Source organism: Siphonobacter curvatus, from assembly GCF_002943425.1.
GTDB lineage: Bacteria > Bacteroidota > Bacteroidia > Cytophagales > Spirosomataceae > Siphonobacter > Siphonobacter curvatus.
The window spans coordinates 119,703-141,223 of record NZ_PTRA01000005.1 but is presented as its reverse complement, the minus strand read 5'-3'; the positions used below and the strand labels follow the sequence as shown (position 1 = coordinate 141,223).

Annotated in this window: 20 protein-coding genes and 1 riboswitch; of the genes, 7 read left to right on the top strand and 13 right to left on the bottom strand. The window is 48.4% G+C overall.

The genetic code is table 11. The annotated features are described in order from the left end of the window. Positions 1 to 192 precede the first annotated feature (192 nt). Both C5O19_RS26485 and C5O19_RS20710 read right to left on the bottom strand, forming a co-directional pair. Positions 193 to 345 (bottom strand): hypothetical protein, encoded by a 153-nt coding sequence (locus C5O19_RS26485; protein WP_317046520.1) that lies wholly within the window; start codon positions 343 to 345, stop codon positions 193 to 195. Positions 346 to 389: 44 nt separating this feature from the next. Then, complete coding sequence (locus tag C5O19_RS20710) at positions 390 to 1,268, bottom strand: alkene reductase (RefSeq protein WP_317046517.1); 879 nt, start codon at positions 1,266 to 1,268, stop codon at positions 390 to 392. Between the two features lie 247 nt (positions 1,269 to 1,515). Here C5O19_RS20710 and C5O19_RS20705 point away from each other — a divergent pair, with 247 nt between their 5' ends. Beyond that, positions 1,516 to 2,016 (top strand): cupin domain-containing protein, encoded by a 501-nt coding sequence (locus tag C5O19_RS20705; protein WP_104715290.1) that lies wholly within the window; start codon positions 1,516 to 1,518, stop codon positions 2,014 to 2,016. A 4-nt stretch (positions 2,017 to 2,020) separates the two neighbouring features. On the opposite strand, the gene C5O19_RS20700 is transcribed toward C5O19_RS20705, so the two are convergent. From C5O19_RS20700 to C5O19_RS20675, 6 genes are all read right to left on the bottom strand, one after another. Next, positions 2,021 to 3,001 (bottom strand): helix-turn-helix transcriptional regulator, encoded by a 981-nt coding sequence (locus C5O19_RS20700; protein ID WP_104715289.1) that lies wholly within the window; start codon positions 2,999 to 3,001, stop codon positions 2,021 to 2,023. 276 nt (positions 3,002 to 3,277) lie between these two features. Beyond that, the gene (locus C5O19_RS20695) at positions 3,278 to 4,072 is read right to left on the bottom strand and encodes an SDR family oxidoreductase (protein WP_104715288.1); all 795 of its coding nucleotides are present in this window, start codon (positions 4,070 to 4,072) and stop codon (positions 3,278 to 3,280) included. A 94-nt stretch (positions 4,073 to 4,166) separates the two neighbouring features. After that, positions 4,167 to 4,745, bottom strand: coding sequence for a TetR/AcrR family transcriptional regulator (locus C5O19_RS20690; protein ID WP_104715287.1), 579 nt, complete (start codon positions 4,743 to 4,745; stop codon positions 4,167 to 4,169). Between the two features lie 280 nt (positions 4,746 to 5,025). Beyond that, complete coding sequence (locus C5O19_RS20685) at positions 5,026 to 7,128, bottom strand: TonB-dependent receptor (RefSeq protein WP_243406464.1); 2,103 nt, start codon at positions 7,126 to 7,128, stop codon at positions 5,026 to 5,028. Positions 7,129 to 7,207: 79 nt separating this feature from the next. Further along, positions 7,208 to 7,837, bottom strand: a complete 630-nt coding sequence (locus C5O19_RS20680) for a cytochrome c biogenesis protein CcdA (RefSeq protein WP_104715286.1) — start codon at positions 7,835 to 7,837, stop codon at positions 7,208 to 7,210. A gap of 109 nt (positions 7,838 to 7,946) precedes the next feature. Continuing rightward, a riboswitch (cobalamin riboswitch) is annotated at positions 7,947 to 8,202 on the bottom strand. A 59-nt stretch (positions 8,203 to 8,261) separates the two neighbouring features. Beyond that, entirely contained in the window at positions 8,262 to 8,810 is a 549-nt protein-coding gene (locus C5O19_RS20675; protein WP_133163411.1) for a hypothetical protein, read from the bottom strand. Positions 8,811 to 9,584: 774 nt separating this feature from the next. Between C5O19_RS20675 and C5O19_RS26405 the strand changes: the two genes are divergently transcribed. Continuing rightward, positions 9,585 to 9,710: a hypothetical protein gene (locus tag C5O19_RS26405; RefSeq protein ID WP_262509737.1), complete on the top strand. Its 126-nt coding sequence runs from the start codon at positions 9,585 to 9,587 to the stop codon at positions 9,708 to 9,710. Between the two features lie 9 nt (positions 9,711 to 9,719). On the opposite strand, the gene C5O19_RS20670 is transcribed toward C5O19_RS26405, so the two are convergent. From C5O19_RS20670 to C5O19_RS20665, 3 genes are all read right to left on the bottom strand, one after another. Beyond that, positions 9,720 to 10,808, bottom strand: coding sequence for a glycosyltransferase family 4 protein (locus C5O19_RS20670; RefSeq protein ID WP_104715284.1), 1,089 nt, complete (start codon positions 10,806 to 10,808; stop codon positions 9,720 to 9,722). A 197-nt stretch (positions 10,809 to 11,005) separates the two neighbouring features. Continuing rightward, a complete protein-coding gene (locus C5O19_RS26400; protein WP_262509736.1) occupies positions 11,006 to 11,140 on the bottom strand; it encodes a hypothetical protein in 135 nt (44 codons plus the stop codon). A 62-nt stretch (positions 11,141 to 11,202) separates the two neighbouring features. Further along, entirely contained in the window at positions 11,203 to 12,285 is a 1,083-nt protein-coding gene (locus tag C5O19_RS20665; protein WP_104715283.1) for a fatty acid desaturase family protein, read from the bottom strand. A 491-nt stretch (positions 12,286 to 12,776) separates the two neighbouring features. Here C5O19_RS20665 and C5O19_RS20660 point away from each other — a divergent pair, with 491 nt between their 5' ends. After that, positions 12,777 to 13,232: a GNAT family N-acetyltransferase gene (locus C5O19_RS20660; protein ID WP_133163410.1), complete on the top strand. Its 456-nt coding sequence runs from the start codon at positions 12,777 to 12,779 to the stop codon at positions 13,230 to 13,232. Here the strand turns inward: C5O19_RS20660 and C5O19_RS20655 are convergent. Then, complete coding sequence (locus C5O19_RS20655) at positions 13,221 to 13,628, bottom strand: winged helix-turn-helix transcriptional regulator (RefSeq protein ID WP_104715282.1); 408 nt, start codon at positions 13,626 to 13,628, stop codon at positions 13,221 to 13,223. The two genes, C5O19_RS20660 and C5O19_RS20655, sit on opposite strands and share 12 nt — an antisense overlap. A 155-nt stretch (positions 13,629 to 13,783) precedes the next feature. Between C5O19_RS20655 and C5O19_RS20650 the strand changes: the two genes are divergently transcribed. Beyond that, positions 13,784 to 14,905, top strand: coding sequence for an NADH:flavin oxidoreductase (locus tag C5O19_RS20650; protein ID WP_104715281.1), 1,122 nt, complete (start codon positions 13,784 to 13,786; stop codon positions 14,903 to 14,905). Positions 14,906 to 15,014: 109 nt separating this feature from the next. Here the strand turns inward: C5O19_RS20650 and C5O19_RS20645 are convergent, their stop codons facing one another. After that, positions 15,015 to 16,277: a PepSY-associated TM helix domain-containing protein gene (locus C5O19_RS20645; protein ID WP_104715280.1), complete on the bottom strand. Its 1,263-nt coding sequence runs from the start codon at positions 16,275 to 16,277 to the stop codon at positions 15,015 to 15,017. A gap of 285 nt (positions 16,278 to 16,562) precedes the next feature. Here C5O19_RS20645 and C5O19_RS20640 point away from each other — a divergent pair, with 285 nt between their 5' ends. From C5O19_RS20640 to C5O19_RS20630, 3 genes are all read left to right on the top strand, one after another. Beyond that, positions 16,563 to 17,132 (top strand): RNA polymerase sigma factor, encoded by a 570-nt coding sequence (locus C5O19_RS20640; RefSeq protein ID WP_104715279.1) that lies wholly within the window; start codon positions 16,563 to 16,565, stop codon positions 17,130 to 17,132. 138 nt (positions 17,133 to 17,270) lie between these two features. Beyond that, entirely contained in the window at positions 17,271 to 18,266 is a 996-nt protein-coding gene (locus tag C5O19_RS20635) for a FecR family protein (protein ID WP_104715278.1), read from the top strand. Further along, positions 18,263 to 21,514 carry a SusC/RagA family TonB-linked outer membrane protein gene (locus C5O19_RS20630; protein WP_104715277.1) on the top strand — a complete coding sequence of 1,084 codons (3,252 nt, stop codon included), beginning with the start codon at positions 18,263 to 18,265 and terminating at the stop codon, positions 21,512 to 21,514. The genes C5O19_RS20635 and C5O19_RS20630 overlap by 4 nt, the downstream gene beginning before the upstream one ends. Positions 21,515 to 21,521: the final 7 nt, after the last annotated feature.

The window sequence follows — 21,521 nt, the reverse complement described above, 5'->3', positions numbered from 1 at the left end:
CAGCGTGTCAGCCTTCCATGCGGTGGCATTCCACGCCTAACGATGGCCTGCTCTAGGCTAACGCTTTGCGGCTATCATAGGTCGTTCCGCGGCTGACATGCGGGAGAGGTTTGTTTCTTCTAGCAATAGTTATTAAGTGTTGATTTTGATCAAGTTTATGCATGGACGATGTAAACCCGAGCGGTAGTCTGGCTATGATACTGATTTGAACACTGGATAATCCGTGTACCCTTGTTCTCCCGGCGTGTATAAAGTCATATAGTCTACTTCATTGAGGGGAGCGTTTAATTCTATTCGGCTTAGGAAATCTGGGTTGGACAGGAAGTTTCTGCCAAAGGCTACCAGGTCGGCCGAACCTTCCTGTACTTTCGCCTCTGCGGTTTCAGGGGTTAATCCGTTACAATAAATAGCGTATTGGAAAAGGCCTCTCGGATTGCCTGGTGCGTTTTTTGAGGTATGGCGGGATTATCGGAAACGTGGATGTACGCAATGTCCAAGCGATTCAATTCACTACTCAGGTACGCGTAGGTTTGGTGTACTTCGAATTCGTCGTAAGGAGGCATGTCACTTAACTGAGAGTACGGAGAGATGCGTATACCTACCTTCTCCGGACCAATGGCAGCCACAATCTTTTCGGCAATCTCTAGAGTCAAACGGCTGCGGTTTTCGATACTTCCCCCATACGCATCCGTACGGTTATTGACTTGAGGATGTAGCGATTGTTCCAACAGATAGCCATTAGCACCGTGCAATTCAACTCCGTCAAAACCCGCCTGGATGGCATTTTGTGCAGCTTTTACGAAGTCATGTATTACGCGGTTGATGCCCGCTATATCCAGAGCTACGGGTACGGAATATTCCTGCATGCCCTCTGCATCAGTAAAGATTTCGCCAACCGCCTGAATCGTCGAAAGGCCCACGGGCTGATAGCCTTCCGGTAGATTAGCGATATGGGCGATCCTTCCGGTATGCATTAACTGTAGAAAGATCTTAGATCCCCCTTCGTGGACGCCCCGGGTTACCGCCCGCCAGCCCTCTACCTGTGCCTCGGAAAAAATACCCGGAATGCGTGAATAACCCAAACCCTCCGGACTGGGTGAAGTCCCTTCGGTAATGATCAGGCCGGCTTCGGAACGCTGCTTATAATAGGTGGCCATGAGGGCATTTGGGAGATTGTTCAGGGCTCGGCTGCGAGTCATCGGGGCCATGACCACATGGTTTTTCAATTGTAGTCCGCCTTTTGAAAAAGGTGTTAGTACTATTTTCATTGCTGTGTGTTTGAATGATTATACAGCAAAGGTGGCGGGACTCCAGAACTATAAATAGCACAGAAAGTCAGAAAAATAGTCGAATACGACAGAGTCGTATCATGGCCTTACGCCTCGGATAGCTTTAGTTAAAGTGAATGGAAGGCGTTAAGCTGAGTTTGTCGGATTCGACTGATTTATGGTCCTATCGGAATATTTTCCGTCCTAAAATTGCTCGAGCTTTGTGGGGTACTTAAAAACCATTGGAATGGAAAATCACATCAAACCATTGACCATTGCCCCTGAAGCAGGCAACAGTATTTCCGTCGCGGGTAACAACTATCGAATCCTGGTTACCGGAAAAGACACGGGCGGAGCTTTTGCTACGATTGATATGCTGATTCCTCCGGGCGGCGGACCCGGTCCGCATGCCCATGCGGATTTTGAAGAATCCTTTTACGTAGTGGAAGGCGAAGTAGAATTCAAATCCGAGTTTGGTACGTACGTAGCAACCCAAGGATCTTTCATTAGTATTCCCAAAGGGGGCGTGGTACACGGCTTCAAAAACAAGACGAAGCAGACGGCCCACTTACTATGCACGGTGGTACCGGCCGGCTTGGAGTTATTCTTCGAAGAGGTGGGTCAACCGGTGGCAACGGGTCAGTTTCTACCGCCACCCGTACTGGATGCTGCTACGTTGAAAAGGTTACAGGGTATTGCTGAAAAACACGGTCAGCAACTCTTTCCACCTAATTATCTAGATAAGTAGAGTCTTACGAATACGAGTATCGCTTCGGGTTTAGTCCGTAATGCTTTTCAAACAGTCGGCTGAAGTGGCTTAAATTAGAAAACCCCAGCTCGTAACCTACTTCGCCCACGGAATGCTTGCCCTGTTTTAATAGAAAAGCGGCTTCTTCCATCCGGGCTTGCTGGTAATAATTATAGATGGTCGTGCCAAAGGTTTGTTTGAAAAGCTGTTTTAGCTTGGTTTCGCTCATGGCCGCCACCTGTGCCAGGTTACGAATAACGGGCGGTACGCTCAAATCATTGATGATCTCAGTCCGGATGTGCAGGAGCCTTTCCGCATCTATACTACTGACGGTTTGGTGGGCCGTATTCTCCCGTAACGACAAGGTATGAAAAACCTGATAGAGCAATTCCTGTGCTTTGATCTGTAGGTAGAAGTTACTGAGGTGATCCTCCATGTCCACCGCGGCCATATTCTTCAGTAGTAACTTGGTCTCGGTGGTCATGCGTTCAAAAAACAGGAAAGAATTGCCGCTGCCCGTAATGGTTTGCAGGACTGAGTTAGGCTCACTGACGGCTAATAATTCATTCAACCGAGGCGGCGTAATGGCAACGACCACGTAATGAATCTGTTGGTGGGCCGGAAAGCGGATCGTTGAACTGAGGTCGTTTGACGTCACCTGGATCGCTGATTCGTCCCGTTGCGAAAACAGTATTTGGGTATTCTCATTATAAGCGATCTCCAATGCCTGCTCGTTGTTGTAAAAGAAGACGGTAATCAGATCGTTTCCCTGGCCGGAGGTATTCCGGTGGATGACTAAATCTTCCTTAAGTATATAGCGGTGAATGGTAATTTTGAAGTCCGTCCCGAAGGCTAATTTCCGAATGGACCCCTGCCCGAGATAGTCCGGAATAACTAACAAGTCATTCTGTACCGTTGCCTGTATGTGCCGGGCAAAGTACGTCATAAAATCAAAATCAGCAGAAGCAGTAAAGCTGAAGATCACAGAAAAAGGGGCTTAGGTAGTTACGGGTTAGCAAAGATTGTCATTTATAGGTTCTGGTTTGACTTAAAATTTCTGCCTTAGGACATTACTTCTAGTAACGCTCTCTTTTTCCTGAGTTAATAGACGTTATCCTTAGATGATTTTTTGAACAGGTTTAGTCTGTAAGAAGAAAATGGATTTCTTTCTTCCAGAGACTTACACTGCTACTACGGGTCATCCCCGCCGTGAAATTCTTATTGAATATTCCCGGCGGGGATGACCCGTAAACGAGACTTTTTACGCAATGGGGTACGCTCCGCCGTCGATGCTATAATTTACGCCCGTGATATACGAAGCGGCTGGAGAAGCTAAAAAGCGAACGAGTGAAGCGATCTCCTCGGGCTCTGCCATTCTTCCTAAGGGAACGCCGCTCATTTTACCCATTACCGTAGTAAAGGCATCTTCCAAGGGAATCCCTTCGTTTCGGGCAAAATCCTCCAGGAATTGCTCCATTAAGGGTGTTTTTACCGCTCCGGGCGAAACTGCTACGACCCGAATTCCCTGACTGGCTACTTCATTGGCCAGTGCTTTACTGTAACAGTTCAATGCTGCCTTAGAAACCGAATAAGCTAAATTGAGATTCCACAGGGGTTGTTTAGCGGCTCCCGTCGAGATATGAATGACCACCCCACTTTTCTGATTCTGCATGAGCGGCAGCAGGGCCCGATCCAGGCGGATGGTGGCGAGTAGGTTGAATTGCAGTTCCTGTTCCCAGTCCTGGTCACTTAATGCCTGAAAACCACCGCCGGGAGTTGTAAGGCCGCCGACGTTGTCAATGAGGATGTCAATTCTTCCATAGGTATCCTGTACTTGCTGGGCCAGTTGCGTGACCTGATCCGCCTGCGTTAGATCGACTGCTATGAATGAATGGGTTGAATCTGAATCGGCGGGGCGGTTTCGGGCCGTTACGATGACCTGGGCTCCCGCCTGAGCTAATTGATCCGCAATCGCTTTGCCAATGCCCTTGGTACCCCCCGTTACTAAAGCGATTTTACCACGAAGGTCCGTACTAAACGAAAGTTGATTTTCCATGATTTGTTTTTTGAATTGATTGTTTCAGAATAGATGCCAAAAAGTACTACACAGATTATTCTGAATTATTTGTTTCAGAATGGGTTAAAAATTTTTAGGATGAAATTTGTCGAATCAGAAGTTGAGCTAAATTCCTGATTTGCTTTGAATTAGCATACAAAACATGAAGTTCATACCAGCCGGTGTAACTCGCGACGATGAAATCAGCCAGCAAATCGGGGTCTTCTGTTGCGGCCATCTGACCGTCATTTATGGCCTGTTTCACTAATGAACTCAGATAATTACGCGTGAAATCATTATCCGCTTTCAAAATCGATTGAATACGATCATCCTTGGGAGAAACTTCGAAAGCCGTCTTAACGGCCAGACAACCGTTGGCGTCCTTAATAATTGTTTCGGATGCAGCCTCGATGAAATTAATGATAGCCGCCAGCGGTGAATCCGCACGTTCGGACTGATTTTGTAAGAATTCCCGCTTATTCTGAATGTAGTATTTCAGACACTTGACAAACAATTGATGCTTATCGCCGATGGTATTGTAAAGACTACTGCTGTTGATTTGCATGGCGTCCGTTAAATCGCGGAGGGAAGCCCCATGATAGCCTTTTTCCCAAAAGACATCGGTAGCTTTTTGAATTGCTTCTTCCTCGTTAAACTCAACGTTTCTTGCCATGCTTCAACTAATTGCTCTGCAAAGGTGTGTCTTTTTCTGAAACAAACGTTTTAGAAAACAAAATTATTTTTGAAAATTCAAAAATGTGCCTGGAAAGAGCAGGTCCACAAGAATTTATATTCTATAAATAATCTACTGTTAATGAGCATTTTATAGAATTAATATGCAAATGATTGAGAAAGATGGATCGATAGTTTTTCCTTCCAATGTTCAACAAAAATCCCCCAACCCGTTAGGTACTGGTTGAGGGATTTTACAGTAATCAAGGTTTTACCTTAGCCTAGAACGCCAGCGTGTAACGCAACGAAACCGTACGCCCCGGTAAGTTATAACCCCGCTTTTCGTAGTAATTTTCGTCCGTCAGGTTCGAAACGGACAGGGTCAGTCGATGTTTCTGCTGGAACGAATACATGGCTACGGCATCGAGTACCATGAAGGGAGCATACGTGATCTCCGGATTTTTGGCATCGGTATAGTCAATGTCCTTGCGGGAGCCTACGTAACGTCCGGTCAGTCGCATACGAACATTTTTGATCGGACTATACTCCGCCCCGTAGGAAACCAGATTCCGGGCTACGTTGGCAATATCACGGCTACTACGCGAATCATTTTTTCCTAGAATCACTTCTTTGGCTTCAAACATGGACGTCAGAGTGGCGTATACCTTCCAAACGCCTTCCTTCCCATAGCCCGCTTCGACTTCCAGACCGTTCATATGCGAGTCGGCGGCGTTCACAAAACGCGTCCGTGAAACAATGACGTCGCCATTACCCAGGGGTTCATTCACGTCAGTAACCACTCGGGCAATCTGGTCTTTTACCTGCGTAGCGAAATAGGTGGCATTGACGTAGAAGCCGTTCTCTTCAAAAGAAATCCCTACGTCCTGGCTCCAGCTGCTTTCATTCTTCAAATCGGGATTACCGCTCGTCACCGCAATTTTTCCGGTCGTCGTACGAGCTTCAGAGTACCCGGCTACGTTGTAGGCATCGGGCGTAACAAAGGCTCGTCCTACACTGGCTTTGATTCGTACACTTGGCAGAATCTCGTACCCGGCGGCTAAACTAGGACTCAAAAATGGATTCGTCTTTTTACCGGGTTGATACGTAGTCAGCAAAGGTGTTGCCTGCACATCAAACGTGATCTGATCAAACCGTAAACCGGGTTGAAGCGTCAATTTGCCCCATTTCAAATTTGCCTGAGCGTAAAAGGCTGAAGAAATCAACGCGTAATTCGGCTGCGTAGGAGCCCGTTCCGTCGTTAAGTCTGACCAGCGACGGCCTTTGGTGGAAGCCTTCAGGTAATCGTAGCCTACGACTAATGAGTGCTGCCCCAGCGTCCAGACGTCCTTGACTTGTACGCCCGTCCAGGCATTGGCGGTACGGTTAGATCGATACGGGACCACCGGTTTGCCGGAAACATTGAGGGTATAATTCGTGTTCGATTCATCCGCTGTGAACACTTTCAGACTCGGCTGATGGGCCCCCAGATTACCCGATAAAGCAACTTCGCCCGAGGCCCGCTCGACGTCCTTACTGCTGGATTCCGTAATGCCGTAAGCAATATCGCCGGGCGACTGTACATTCCGGGCCTGAAAGGTTTCGCCGCGAACATCCAGCCGCCATTTCGAACTAAGCTGGTAGCCCAGTCGCAAGGCTCCGGTATAGTAACTGAGTTGCGTATACGGCCGGGTTTGGCCATCGCCAGTACGGTCATCGACCTCCACATCCGGTTGGTTAGCGTAATGTTTGACCGCATTGCGAAAATCGAAGGCATTACGTAGCCAGTTGTTCTTCCCAATTTTATAATCATTGGCCCGCTGAAAGTAGGCAAACGACAAATCATAATCCAGTTGTTTGGTTAGATTCCCTCCCGTTTGCAAACCCGCCTGCAGGGTCTTGAAACTACCGTACTCCACATACGCGGACCCCTGGGGCGTTCCCTGGGATCGGCGAGTGATAACGTTAATCACGCCGCCCATGGCTTGCGATCCGTACAAAGCCGAGGCAGGGCCTTTGAGTACTTCAATGCGTTCGACACCGTTGAGCGAGATGGTGGAGAGATTGGTGGCTCCCGCCGGACGGCCATCGATGAGTAACAGCGTGCGTTGATTTAATCCCGAAAACTGGGGCCGAAAACCGCGAATCCCGATTCCTGAAGAAAGGTTCGGATACTGAATCACGTGTAAGCCAGCGGTTTTCTTGGCAATATCCGTTAGATCATTAGCAGGAGTTAAGGCTATGTCCTGACGAGTAATCACGCGTAAACTGCGGGGTACCTCGGCTAAGGTAACCTCCGAACGGGTCGCCGTTACCACAATGGGTTGGAGGGCGTACACCGAATCCGCTGGTGTTTGAGCGTAAGTCAGTCCAGGCAATAAAAGCATACTGGCCCAAAGGCCTTTTTTCTGGGGGGAAGAAAACATCGAAAATGAATAAAGGGTAAACGAATACTGAAGCAATAGTCTAGAATGTATCAACTAGCGTGAGAATGCCCACTGCAATCGAAAAAAAGCCAATGACGTAATTCATCCAGCGAAGCACACGTTCCGTTCGCTGGGCTACTTTTTGTAGTGAAAAGGCAAAAACGCATCCGTAGACGGTCATGGCCAGTAGAATACTCAGGCTTTGAATGATGATGATCCAGACGGCGGTGGAAGCGTCCTTGGCCGCCAGCGTAAGGGCAACTGTACAGGCCCCTCCGGTACCGGCTAGTCCGTGAATCATCCCCACGCCAAAGGAGCGGTTTAGCGGTGTAGCTGCCGCGTTGGATACCTCCGTTGGGCGGACCAGATCATTTTTGAAATTACGACGAATGGCAACAATGCCCAGATAAATCATCAATGGCCCTACCACGTATTCAACCCAGGAGGCAACTTCCAGAGATAGCTGAGATTTAAGTAGTAAGATCAGGCAGGCAAAGAGAATGAGCGAAAAGGCGTGCCCTAACGCCCAGTGCGAAGACCGCCAGGCTACCCGCCACAGCTGACCTTTCTTTTTTTCACTGGTCAGGACGGAAACAGCCGCCAGGTGATCGGGTTCGAAAGAGTGCTGAATGCCCAGTACAAACGAATCGAGCAGTAAAGGATGAATCATGTAGTTTTCCCGGATGAATTCTATTGCTTACGGGAAAACAAAGCTAGAGGATGACGCAAGCGTCTCCTCACCGATTAGGCTAGCCTCCTGCTTTTCTTCCCGAAAGCACGTTGGTATGATTTCAATGGCAGGTCTTCTGGCTCGTTCCTTTCTCAGCCCCTTCCCATGCTTGAAAGCACAGTGGTTTGTTTGATGAGAAATGTTGGGAGTTTTGAGTTTGGGGTTTAGAGTTGTTTTGCACTCTAAACTCAAAACACTAGACTCGTTCGGAACTTACAGCAGCGGGTACTGCTCCGGAATTGCACCGGATTCCCTTTTAAGCCCAATGAATAATCCACTGGACACCGATTGAGCCGCGAAAGTACGACAATTTGCAGGATTCAAAGAGCTAAGCCTATTTTTTCAGCTCAATATTTCTTCAGGATTATGGGCTCATTCGTTTCAGACGAACCGGAACCGTCGTTGTGTAGCGATGGTCATTGCTACTGGAGAAGGCACTTCCACTTTCGGTGATATACCGGAACGTAAGCGTCAGATTCAGGGCATCGGACTCCCAAGTACCCCCTTCCTCAGCGGTCATTAGGTTAAAATTATTACGTAGCCGGGTATTTTCATCCTGAAATAAAAAAGTGATCCGGCTCAGAGCTTGTTGTTGAGAATTGCGTACGACTCCTTCAAGTCGGTACTGCTCCTGACCTAACCGACTCTTTACTCGGGCGACTCCTTTAAAGCTTTGCTTATTGCCCCCCCGGCGTTTCCGATTCAGCCAATCTACTTCCGGTTTAAAAATTTCCAGTTCGAGTGTTTTGGGGATACCATCGGGGTCTTTGAAGGGCCCAAACCAGTGGCCCACTAATGAGGGCGTCACTGAGGCGTAATCCCAGGGCTGTTGCCAGCGATGATAGACGTACTGAACGCCGTATACTATCCCTAGCAGAAGAATTAATCCACCCCATAAACGAAACGCTCTCATGGTTTTCTGCATCAAAAAGTACCTTTACTCTCTTCTCAAACAAGGTAATAGAAAAGTTTCAAACTGGGAAGTAAACGCGTTGAATAGAGTGAGCGTAAGGGTTCAAAGCAAGCTTTACACGGGCGAGAAAAGTGGTCTTTAACGTTCACTAATTAATCCCTTAAAACGCTTAACGAGTAGAAGATACAATTGACAGGAAAAAGTCTGCCATTCATAGAATTAACCTTTGATTACGAGCCAGAGACCGTACTTTTGAAGCAGATAGGTTGAAGGTTGAACGTTAAAACTCCTCCGTGTTTCATGGGGAGTTTTTTTATTTTATTGGGTATATTTCTACTGTATTCGTCTGACTTAATTATCAAAATGATAAACCCTAACCAGAAACCAGTTAGGGTTTACTGCAACCAAAGTTTCGCAGTACCCTTGATACTATTAAACCGCTAGGGCACCCGAACGTAAAGTGTTTACGCCTTCAAATAGCTAGCTTTTTTATTACAAACCTAATCTTTGGTTTGCTAAAGCTCTTCTTACGAAACTAAGCGTCTGATTCAACGATATTTAACCTCAGTACTAATCTATAACCTCAGGTTATTGACCTTTACTTTAGTCGGTTTCTGACGTTGAGAAGGGAATTTTATTTTCCGTTCCCGAGTGAGTGAATGGTATGAAAAGCCCTAAGAAATCGGTTTCCAGCCTTTCGCATTGAAAAGTGGGTCTTATATTGCGGGGTCAAAAGACGCGTCTATCGAGTCTGCTGTTACGCTGCATGTACGAATGAAAAAACTATTTGAAAAGATGTCGTCCTGGAATTGGGCATGGATTCTCACCTACGCGGTGATTGTGATCCTAGCTCTAATTTGGGGCTATTACCTGAGTCAGTGGATTCGTCGGAGCCTTTAATCTACCCAATCATCGACGAAGGATCTCCTCATATAAGGTCAGATACGACTGAGCGGCTTTTTCCCAGGAAAATTCAGACACGCGATTCCGAGCCAGTTGAATTTTATTCGAAGACGGAAAATCGGCTAGCCCCTGCTTTACTACTTCACTCATGCGATCGGGATGGAAACTATCAAAGTAATACGCCGCTTCTCCGCCTACTTCCGGCAAGGCCGTATGCGTGGATAAAAAGGTAGGTTTTTCGTAGCTAAAGGCCTCCAGCACCGGTAAACCAAAACCTTCGGCAATCGAGGGAAAAACAAAGGCACTGCAATACTGATAATACCAGTGTTTATCAATTTCTGAAGTCTCCCCCAAGAGATGCACCCGCCCGGATGCGATTCCAAAGCGTTCACACTCCCGTTTAATCAGATTATAGTATTCCAGGCTATGGTCATCGATTCGTCCGGCAATAATCAGATCGTAATCCAGATTAGCCAACAGGGCTGGTAAAACATGGAAGTTTTTCTTCGCCATCACCGTCCCAACGGTAAATAAAAAGGGACGTTCAGGACGGAAGCTGGGCTGATGATGAGCTAGTTCTGCTGCCGGAATAGTCGATACGTTTACGCCGTTATAAATAACCCGAATCTGGTCCAGCGGATACTGCAGATGTTCGGAGATATCACGGGCCGCGTAATGGGAGATCGTCGTAATACCGTCTACCTGATCCATATACCGGCGTGTCTGAGCTTGAAAATGCCGATACGGCGCCGAATCAACGGGATATTCGTAGCGATAATTTAAATCATGAATGGTCAGGATTTTCCGACCGATGATTTTATGGGGCTTGAGCAGCGTCGGGTTTTGCTGCGTAAAATGAATCAGGTCAAACTCCGGAATACTTTTCCACCGCAAATTCGTAAGTACACCCCGAGTTCGGTAATGGACCTCTCCAAAGGGTTTGATCTTTGCAAACGACCGGGGGATCAAGTACTGTAAATCCATCTCGTCGATCTGGTACGCCCGGAGCTGTTTAATCAGTTCAAAGGCAAAATGATACAAACCAGTGCTCGACGTAGCAATCTGATCGGCAGTAACTAAAATTTTTCTACTCATCCCTTCTGTGGGTTTCTTTGATACCCGCCTGGAACACCATTAAACTCAAAAAAAAAGCAAGGTAGTAAAAAAACGGCACGTGGGCTTTTTATTGGCCTATGCCCAGCTACGGCGTTCTGCTTTTCGGGTAAAAAATAATCCCGGTCCGCACAAGAGGTTACTCCTGCACGAACCGGGACATTACGCTACTATAGCTTCTATTTATTCCAGCTCATCCGGATGCGATCCGGAATGAGTACGGGTCGGAATGTACGCTCGCGAAGACCGTTCCAATCCATCTTTACAAGCAAATAAGCAACGACACAACCTACGGACTGGGCGATTAGTAACATGGTTTTTCATTTTTAGGTGAACAAAAACTTTTACTTACAGGTCAACTAGTGCTGATATGAAATCAGGCCGGACGTCCTAAAAGTTTTAATAAACGATAATGGGAGTGCAAAGCCGAAAAGAAGCTCCGATTCTCCAGATAGGGCAGGTTAAAATCTTCGGCCGTCTGCTTGACCAACTGGGTAAGAGCCGGATAATGAATGTGGCAAACTTTCGGGAACAGGTGGTGTTCAATCTGCCGATTTAAGCCCCCGCAGAAAAAGGCAGCGACTGCCGAACGCGGAGCAAAATTGGCCGTGGTACGCAATTGGTGAATGGCCCAGGCTTCTTCAATGGATCCTTTATCCGATGGAACGGGAAAGGAAGTACCTTCCACCACGTGAGCTAACTGAAAGACTAACCCCAATACCAGCCCTTCAACTAAGTGCATGACTAAAAAGCCAATCCCAATTTGCCACCAGCTTAAATCCAGGACCAGGTAAGGCAAAATCAGGAACAGGAAATAGTACGCCAGCTTGGCAACGAACAGCTTTATGTATTCCTGTTTAGGGTGATTCTGGTTTTCATAATGACCAATTTCCTTCTTGAAAAACTTGACAAAGTCCTTGCGAAACACCCAGGATAAAGACGCCAGTGAGTACAGAGCAAACGCATACCAGTGCTGATACCGTTGCCAGGGTCGTACGGGTTCGTCCGTATCTACCCGAATCAGACCGGGAGCAATTTCAATATCCTCGTCATGGCCGGGAATATTGGTATACGTATGGTGGACGATATTGTGCGTAATCTTCCAAACGTAGGGGTTGGCTCCTACCAGATAAAAACTGGCCCCTAACATCCGGTTTACCCAACTTTTGGAAGAAAAAGCTCCGTGCAGGGCATCGTGCGAAATGTTAAAACCGATGAAAGCCGCAAACATCCCTAGCCCTACCGAAAAGCCAAGCATCGCCCAGACGTTAAACTGGTTGGAAAGCAACAGTCCGTACAGTAGGAAGAATCCACCCAGAAAGAAACCTGCTTTCAACCACATGGCTGAATTGGCGTGGGGTGAAATCCCCTGTTCTTTAAAGTAAACATCCACGCGTTGACGAACCGTAGTGAAAAACTGTGAACGGCTCGTGTTGGTAAATTTCAACTGGTTTTGCATGAAGATAGTATTAGCCTAACCTTTCGATGAAAGGGATCTGATGTACAGTAAATCAGGTAATTCATCCGCACGCAGAGTTTAAGCGGAGGTTAGGTACATTAAATAGATCGTAAGAGGTAAGGGTGCTGGATCCTTTGAACCAGTACACCTGTATCCGTGAAGGGAGATAAAGGTCTTGGATTAACCGAAGCGAGTCAGGTTGCTAACCCAAGCCGAAGCAGTGTAAGAACGAAATAGGCCCTTAAAGGCAATGTACTACTAGTCCCTTTTCTCGTTTGGAAATTTGCTAGTGTAGTAGTAAAACGAGTAACTACTGAACTAAGTTCAGAAAACCATTAAATAAAACGGCAGGATCAGAAATAGTCCGCTTTTACCAGGGGAGCAAGCGTAGGTCATCAAGCCTAGCTATGCGTAGGTGAGTCACACGCTGCGTACAGACGAAGCTTGCCGTGTGTACCTTTGGGTTTTGGTTATTTTTTAATCTTAAACGTGTGCCCTACTCGATTACTCCCCTCCAGCCCCATGAGCCTTTACCCATGGATCTGCTTTTGTTAGCCGATGAAAACCCTCAATTAATTAGGGAGTACTTGCCATTGAGTCAGGTTTATCTACTGAAACTTGAGGGACAAACCCAAGGCGTGGGGTTATTACAAGTTCAGGAGCAGGAAGCCGAAATCATAAACCTGGCCATTGCTCCATCCTACCAGGGTCAGGGATGGGGTAAGACGTTGCTGCTCCACTTAATAGAAGTAGCCCGCCAGCAAGGCTCCCCTCGGGTACTCATTAAAACTGGCAATTCCAGCATTAATCAATTCGCTCTCTATCAGCGAGTGGGCTTTGATCTCGTCGACGTCCGCTACAATTATTTTCTCGAAGCCTACCCACAACCGATTTGGGAGAACCAGATTCGGTGTAAACATCAACTCATTTTAGAATTACGATTCTGAAGCGGCGTCTTCCGGACCTGGAGCATTTTTTCCTTCCAGAATTTCCTCATACGCCTGCTCATAGGGGAGACCCCACGCTTCGATTGTCTGGGTAATGGGTAGTAAGGACTCCCCAAACTCGGTTAGAAAGTATTCAACTTTGGGAGGCAGTACAGGATAAATTTTCTTGGTAATGATACCGTGACCTTCCAGCTCCTTGAGTTGCTGATTGACTACCCAGCGACTGGCCGTGGTACCATCCGCTGTAGCTCGCTGGGGTCGCCGGAGTCCTTTACTGAGACAAAGAATAATCGCTGGCTTCCATTTACCTCCAATAATTTCCAGTGTAACCGCCGTACCGCAGGTGTATGGCCGGGAATTTTTACGTCGTACATACCTTTTTGTGTATGGTGACAAATTTGTCACTAGCTAATTAAATTACCCATACTTGCTTTCAGGAACCTATGCTTCGCGTTTTGCGTATTCATTAGCCCCCTAGGTTTTCCTTAAAGCCTAGGGCTCATCTAACGAATGCAATTATAGATTAGTCGGCTATTTAACCGTACATTCCCATGAAAACCCTTGCAGACCTTGAAAAGGTAGAGGCTCTTTTTCGCCCTTTCGATCTTAAATCCTTACACCTGCGGAACCGTATTGTCATGGCTCCCATGACCCGGGCCTTTTCACCCCAGGGTGTACCGACGGATGACGTCACAGCTTATTACCGCCGCCGAGCTGAAGGAGAAGTTGGTCTTATTCTTTCGGAAGGTACGGTCATTGATCGTCCCGCTTCTTCCAACGAGCCTAACATTCCTCATTTTTACGGTGATCAGGCCCTTGCTGGCTGGAAGAAAGTTATTGATAGCGTACATCAGGCCGGCGGAGCCATGGCTCCTCAGCTGTGGCACATGGGCGTGATGCAACCCAGCCAGTCGGGTTGGTTGCCCTCGCAACCCTTCGAAGGCCCTTCGGGCTACGTCATGCCGGGTCAGACGGGTGGGGTCGCCATGACCGATACGGACATTGCCGATACCATCGCCGCTTTTGCCAAAGCTGCTGCGGATGCCAAACGCCTGGGTTTTGATTCACTCGAAATTCACGGGGCCCACGGCTATCTGGTCGATCAGTTTTTCTGGGAAGGTCTCAACACCCGTACCGACGCTTTTGGTGGAAAAACCCTGGCCGAACGGAGCCGCTTTGGTGTGGAAGTCGTGAAAGCGATGCGGGCGGCCGTAGGCGATGATTTCGCCATCATTTTGCGATTATCGCAGTGGAAGCAGCAAGATTTCACGGTTCAGCTGGCTAAAACGCCGCAGGAACTCGAAGCTTGGCTGAATCCGTTGGCTGACGCCGGCGTGGATATCTTCCACTGCTCCCAACGCCGTTTCTGGGAAGCTGAATTCGAAGGTTCGGATCTTAATTTTGCCGGATGGGCGAAGAAGGTGTCGGGTAAAGCCACGATCACGGTAGGTTCCATCGGCCTGAACAGTGACTTTATGGGTGCCTTCCAGGGTCAAAGTTCTCAGGCCAGTTCGATCGATGAACTCCTTCGCCGGATGGATCGCGGAGACTTTGATCTGGTGGCCATTGGTCGTTCACTGCTTTCAGATCCCGCCTGGGTGAAAAAAGTTCGCGAAGGACGTCTCGAGGAGTTGAGCGGTTTCAACAATCAGTCACTGGCTACGCTGGTGTAAGGCGTTGGATGCTTTAGCGTCTCAGGGTTAAAGGTTTGACATTTTGAGCGTTGGTAAACGCAAAAGCCCCTCCGTTTTCAATCACCGGAGGGGCTTTTGCTATAACTACCTAGCTGTTTTCTGGAAGTGAGTGTCGGTTACTGTTCATGACGGGTTTAAAGGTTGGGCGAGCACCAGGCGTAACATTCGTAGGGCGAGTCGTACGCGTGGCATTTCCCTTCTTTTTACCCTTCCCTTTACCAAAACCTTTGCGATTCCACCAGACCAGAAATCCGGTAACGGGTAAGGAAGCTCCAATCAGGCTGGCGAGAAAGGCCAGTACTTTTCCCGGAAAGCCCAGTACACTTCCGACGTGAATATCATAATTCATGCGGCGGATTTGAGCTCCGGTGGAAGCTTCGGCAAAAGGCTTGCCATAGATTTTATCTTTCGGAAATTCCTTGAGTGTATGTTGATCGAAGGCATAACCCTGATTATCGTAGAAATGCGTACGGCTCGGATAAATGGTAATGGAAATCGGAGCTTTAGCGTCTTTAGGACTCGGATAACTGTAGTAAAATCCTTCCGCTTCGGGATGACGGCTGATGACCGTATTCCAGGCCTTGTCCATCGCCTGATCCACGGTGTAGAATTTTTGGGCTTGTAACGTATCTGAGCTATTCCGGGCAAAAGGCGGCAGATTATCGCCTCCCGAAGTAACCCAGTACAAGCCTTTACTGTACCATTCAATGCCGTATACCATACCCGTCATGGCAATGGCCAGCAAAAATAGTAACGAGTAAAAACCAAGTACGTTGTGCAGATCAAGGTTAAGGCGTTTGAACGAAGCTCCCCACTTAATTTTGAAGCTCTTATCTACCGTACTTTTATTCCATTTCTTGGGATACCACCAGATCAGTCCCGTGATCAGCAACACCACAAACACGAGGGTACCGTAATTAACAATGGGCCGACCGATGGGGTATGGTAGCCATAAAGCCCGATGGCCGTTGAGAATGAAGCGGAAAAAATCCGTTCCGTCTTTTTCTAGTACTTTCTTACCCAGTACTTCGCCCGTATAGGGATTTAAAATAACGGTATGATCGCCCCGACGGCCTTCCCCCAACGAAACCTCAGCGGCCCGGCCCATTCGGTAAATGGCGTAAACCACGCGTTTGCCCGGAAACACATTCGAGGCAATCTGCTTGAGCTCCGAGGGTTTAAGGACGGGTTTATTTTGTTTTTCAATGTGCCTATTGGGCTCCAGTAGGGCAGTAATTTCATCATTAAATACCCAGATACATCCGGTGATACAGACAATAAAAACGATTACACCAGAAATGAGTCCTAACCATAAATGGAGCCAGTTGTTAACTTTTCGAAACAGGGACATTGGTTGAGCTAAGAATTTGAAATAAGTAAGGACCGCATCTAGGAATTGAGCAGCAGAATATTCCTCGGGAGCGTTCCGCTGCGTCCTTTCTCCGTTACAAAACTAGGACGCTATTTGTAATTAGTCCAAATTAATTGGATTTTATTTTGGGAATGCGTCTATAGAGTTATAGTTCCTGAAGCTTATGATAACCCTTCTCCCAAGACGATTGCGTAGGCTTTCGGCAAGACCCGCCTATCTATTTATAATGATTATAAATAATTTTACTATTTTTGCGGCCATCTAATGGCTGACACGACCGAACATAAGCACTGGAATCAATTCCGTACAGGCGACCGAGCCGCTTTTTTAAGCCTCTATGAGTCTTATTATCAGGCTTTGTATGCGTTTGGTTGCCGGGTCAGTGGGGAACGTGAACTCGTGAAAGATGCCATTCACGAATTGTTTTGTGAATTGTGGGATCGACGATTCCACTTACCGGAAGTCACGCAGATCAAGTCCTATCTGTTTACCTACCTTAAACGGAAACTGGTGAAAGAGCAGTCGCTTTCCTTGGATTCGCTTCAGGTGACTACGCATCAGCTCAGCGAACGCTCCTATGAAGAAATGCTTATGGACCAGCAAACCGACGAGGGCAACCGCCTTCGCATGCAGCAGCTTCTGACCAAACTTACCCCCGGCCAGCGGGAAATGATCCGGCTTCGGTACTACGAACAACTCAGCTACGAGTCCATTGCCGAGCAGCTCCAGGTACAGCCCCGCACCGTATACAACCAAATATCCGAAGCCCTGAAAACGCTTCGTAAACACGTACAGGTTCTGACGAGTTTGCTCCTCTTCTTTCTGATACGGTAAGGCTTGTACTTTTCTCTTCAAAATTTACCCCTATAAGGTCCTGTCATACAGACCTTTACCTCGGCATTTTAAAAATAACTCAACATTTTCCGGTAAAAATGACCGCTTTTCTGCACTGGTTTTCAAACGCAGTCAATCATGGATCATTACCAGGCCGAAGACTTTGCCGCCGACGAATCCTTTCTGGCTTACTATTTGAAAAGCGACCCGGAGGCCGTTGCCTTCTGGGAGCATTGGATACGCACGCACCCGGAAAAGCTCGATGAAGTCGTAGCCGCCGAAAGCCTGCTTGATCTACTGACCGTACGACTTCCTTCTCTGGAACTTGAACAGGAAAAAGATCGCTTACAAGCCTACATCGATGAAGCTCCCGTGATAGGGCTGCCCAAACGAAAACCCTGGCTCATCGCTGCTTCGATTTTGCTGGTATTGAGTCTAGGAGCGGGTTTTTGGTACGCAAACCGTACACCCCGTACGGAAGCACCGGTTGAGGAATGGGTTCATTATTCAACCCCAAATGGCAAGAAGACCAAACTTACACTATCGGACGGCAGTACGGTGATTCTGAACGCCGCCAGTACCATTCATTACCCTAAGGCTTTTGTTTCAGACATCCGCGAAATTCGACTTGAGGGAGAAGCCTACTTTTCCATCCACCATGATGCCCAGAAACCCTTTCTGGTACGTACCGACGGCTTAACAACCCGGGTACTCGGAACTGAATTTAATGTGTCAGCCTATCCGGAAAAGGCGGAGATTTCTGTGGCTTTACTCAAAGGGAAAGTACAACTAGAAGATACGCTTCATCAACAGCTTCAACTTGTACCGGGTCAGCAGGCCGTGTATCAGCGGACCCGACATGAGCTCAGAAAAAACAGCTTCGATTCTCTGGCCGTCAGCGGCTGGAAGGACGGCTACCTGGTTTTCAAAAATGCTGATTTCAAAACCATTGCAGAAGCCTTGGAGCGAATCTACGGCTACCAACTGATTCTCCAACACCCCACCCAACCCTGGCAGTATACGGGCACCTTCCATCGGGAAGACGTTCGCCAGGTCCTTGAAACTATTTGCTTCTCTAAACACCTGACTTATAGCATCCATCAGCGTACGATTTATTTAAGAGCGGAGCAATGATTACACGGGTACCTGGGCTGCTTGTAGCCCTTTGGATTAGTTTTGGCATATGGAATCAGGCGGGAGCCCAGCAGCTTACCCTACGACTCCAGCAAGCCAGCCTGACTACTATTTTTTCAGAAATCGAAAAACAGGCGGGCGTTCAGTTTCACTACGACGCCCAGGACATTCCACTCAAACGCCGATTTGATTTCAACAGCTCGGGCCCGTTACCGGTTATTTTACGGGACCTCGCCAGCCTCAGCAATTTGGCTTTTCTGCAAAAGGGCAACCGCATTCTGGTACGTAAGCAAGCTCAGCGACGCGTAAGCGGCCGCGTCATAGATCGTTCTGAAAAAACGCCCTTACCGGGGGTTTCGGTACGTTCGTCTACGGGACGGGTGTTGGCCGTTACGGATGCAGAAGGTTACTACACGGGTACGGTTTCGGCAACAGACCTAAGCCAGGCCCGGCTGGAGTTTCGGATGGTGGGCATGAAGCCGATCCTTTCTCCGCCCCTGGGCTCATCGGCCACGCTGGATGTGGAAATGGAGCCGGAATCCCGACAAATGAATGAGTTGGTCATCACCAATGCTTATACCAACGGGACACCCAAAGAGGAAGTAATCGGTAGTATTTCGCAGATCAACGCGAAAGAATTGCAGCCGTACCGGCCCATTGAGAGCTTCGATAAAATGCTGGAAGGACTCGCCGCTGGCGTGTACGTGGAGCCGACAACGCAACTGGGTACTCCCGTGAAAATTAACATTCGCGGTCAGGGTACGCTTACACCCGTTGGTGGTACGCGAACGACCTCTACGCAACCGCTCTTTGTCATCGATGGTATCCCCATCATGGAGCAGGAACGCGGCGATGCCGCTCAAATCTTCTCCGGTGAAACGCTGATTAACCCCATCGCGGGCATTAACCCGCAGGATATTGCTTCCATTTCCATTCTCAAGGATGCTTCGGCGACGGCTATTTACGGAGCTAATGCGGCCAACGGAGTCATCATCATTACCACCAAGGCGGGCTCGGCGGGCCGGACAGCGGCCCACGTCTCCGTCTCCCGGGGCGTGTCAACGTTCATCAACCGCATGAAGCTGTTGAGTGGTCCGGAATATTTCACGCTCAAACGGGAAGCCTTGCTCAACAGTGGTTTCACGGAATCGCAGGCCGCCGACCAGGCCGGTAGCTCTACGATTGATACCGACTGGCTGGGCCTTACCACTCGGAATGCTTCCTACACGGCGATCAATGCGGATGTATCGGGAGGTAAGGAAGGCACCACCTACCGCTTTTCAACGGGCTATCGTTACCAGCAGGCCAGTGCACTGAAGAATGATTTGCAACAGCTCAATTTGAGTTTGAAAGTAAATAGTATCCTGAATCGGAAACTTAAACTCGGGGTAACATTATCGCCGACGATTATCAAAAAGAGCGGACTCGATAACTTTAAAAACAACGCGTACCTACCCCCTAATCTATCGCCTTACGATGCGGAAGGGAACTTTACGACCTTACTGGGCGTACCCAATCCGTTAGCCGTACTAGCTCAAAACGAAGCGTTTACTGATGCTCTGGCTTTTAATGGCAATGCCAACCTGCACTACGCGGTTACCCCGAACCTTACGATTTCGGGAACCATCGGGACTAACTTTTCGCAGAGTAAGGATGTAAGCTACGATTCAGCCAAAAACGCGACGGGCAGTACCAAAGGCGGACAGTTGCAGATTTTCGACCGGCAGACCCTGGGCTGGCTGGGCTATCTGCAGGGTACGTATGCCAAAACCTTCCAACAGAACCATTCCGTGCAGGTGATTGCGGGGCTGGAGGCTCAGGACCAGCGAACCGTGTTACTAGCCGGATCGGGCACGAACTTTACCTACGATCGCATTCGGGAAATCAGTCAGGCTACCCGCCAGTCCGCTTCTTCTTCCAAACAGGAAAACGCAACTGTTTCGTATTACGCTCAGGCTACGTACGATTTTAAGAAAAAGTACCTGCTTACCAGCAGTATCCGGGCCGATCAGTCGTCCATGTTTGGCAGTGATTTCAACCTGGCCCTTAATTCCGCCGTCGGCCTAAGCTGGATTATCAGCAAAGAGCCGTTTTTACAAAATCATCCGGCGTTTACCTTTCTGAAACTTCGAACCAGCTACGGCTCAACGGGCAATTCCCGCATTGGCTCGTATGCCGCCCGGGGTCTGTACAATTTCAGTTACGGCAACTATAACGGCTACGTAGCCGCTGTACCGGAAACTTCTTCCGCTCCCAACCCCAATTTAAGCTGGGAAAAAAACCTGAAACTCAACCTGGGACTGGATCTTACGCTGTTTGACCGCCTTTCAATTACAGCGGAATATTATCAGAATACGATCCACGACCTGATTTCCAACGTAGAAGTTCCGCTGGAAACGGGTTATGGTAGCATTTCCTACAATACCGCTAAGATGCGTAATCAGGGCTTTGATCTCACGCTGCAAACGCACTTCATTCAGAGCAAGCACTTTAAATGGCGTTCGACGCTGACGACGGGTTTTAACCGCAACCGGATTTTGCAGTACAATCAGGGTTTTACTTCCGTATATAGCGACCCGGCCTCTACTACGAGCGAAGCCAACGCCGCCATTCGGGAAGGCTACAGTACCACGGCGATCTGGGGGATCCGCTGGGCGGGCGTGAACCCGGAGACGGGTAATGAGCAATTCTATGCCCCCGATGGCTCTGTCGTGGACCGAACCACCATTCGCACCTATCCCCGTTCGAGTTACTTCGTGCTGGGCGATCGCCTGCCCAAAGCTCAGGGGGGCTGGGTGAACGATTTGAGCTACAAGCAATTTTCTCTGACGCTCAATATCCTGTATAACCTGGGCGAAAATCGGATGGAGCCTACGCAATTTATAGGTGATGGAAGGAATCTACGGCATTCCAACATGAGTGTCAATCTGCTGGATCGCTGGCAGAAACCCGGGGATGTAGCACCCGTCTCGAAGTTGTTGATTGAAAAAGGATTGGTAACCAACTCCTCCCGGTACCTACAGGATCTGACGCACCTGAAGCTTTCCAACGTTACGCTCCATTACAGTCTGGCTTCCGCCTTGAGCAAACGACTTCGGATGCAGGGTGTCTCCGCCTTCCTCAATATCACCAACGTTGCGTACTGGTACAAAGACAAAAGTCCCGCGGGACGTAATGGCGTACGAGAAACCCGCTTTGCCTTTCCCGAAGCCCGTACGCTCAGTCTAGGTCTAAATCTTAGTTTGTAAACGCATC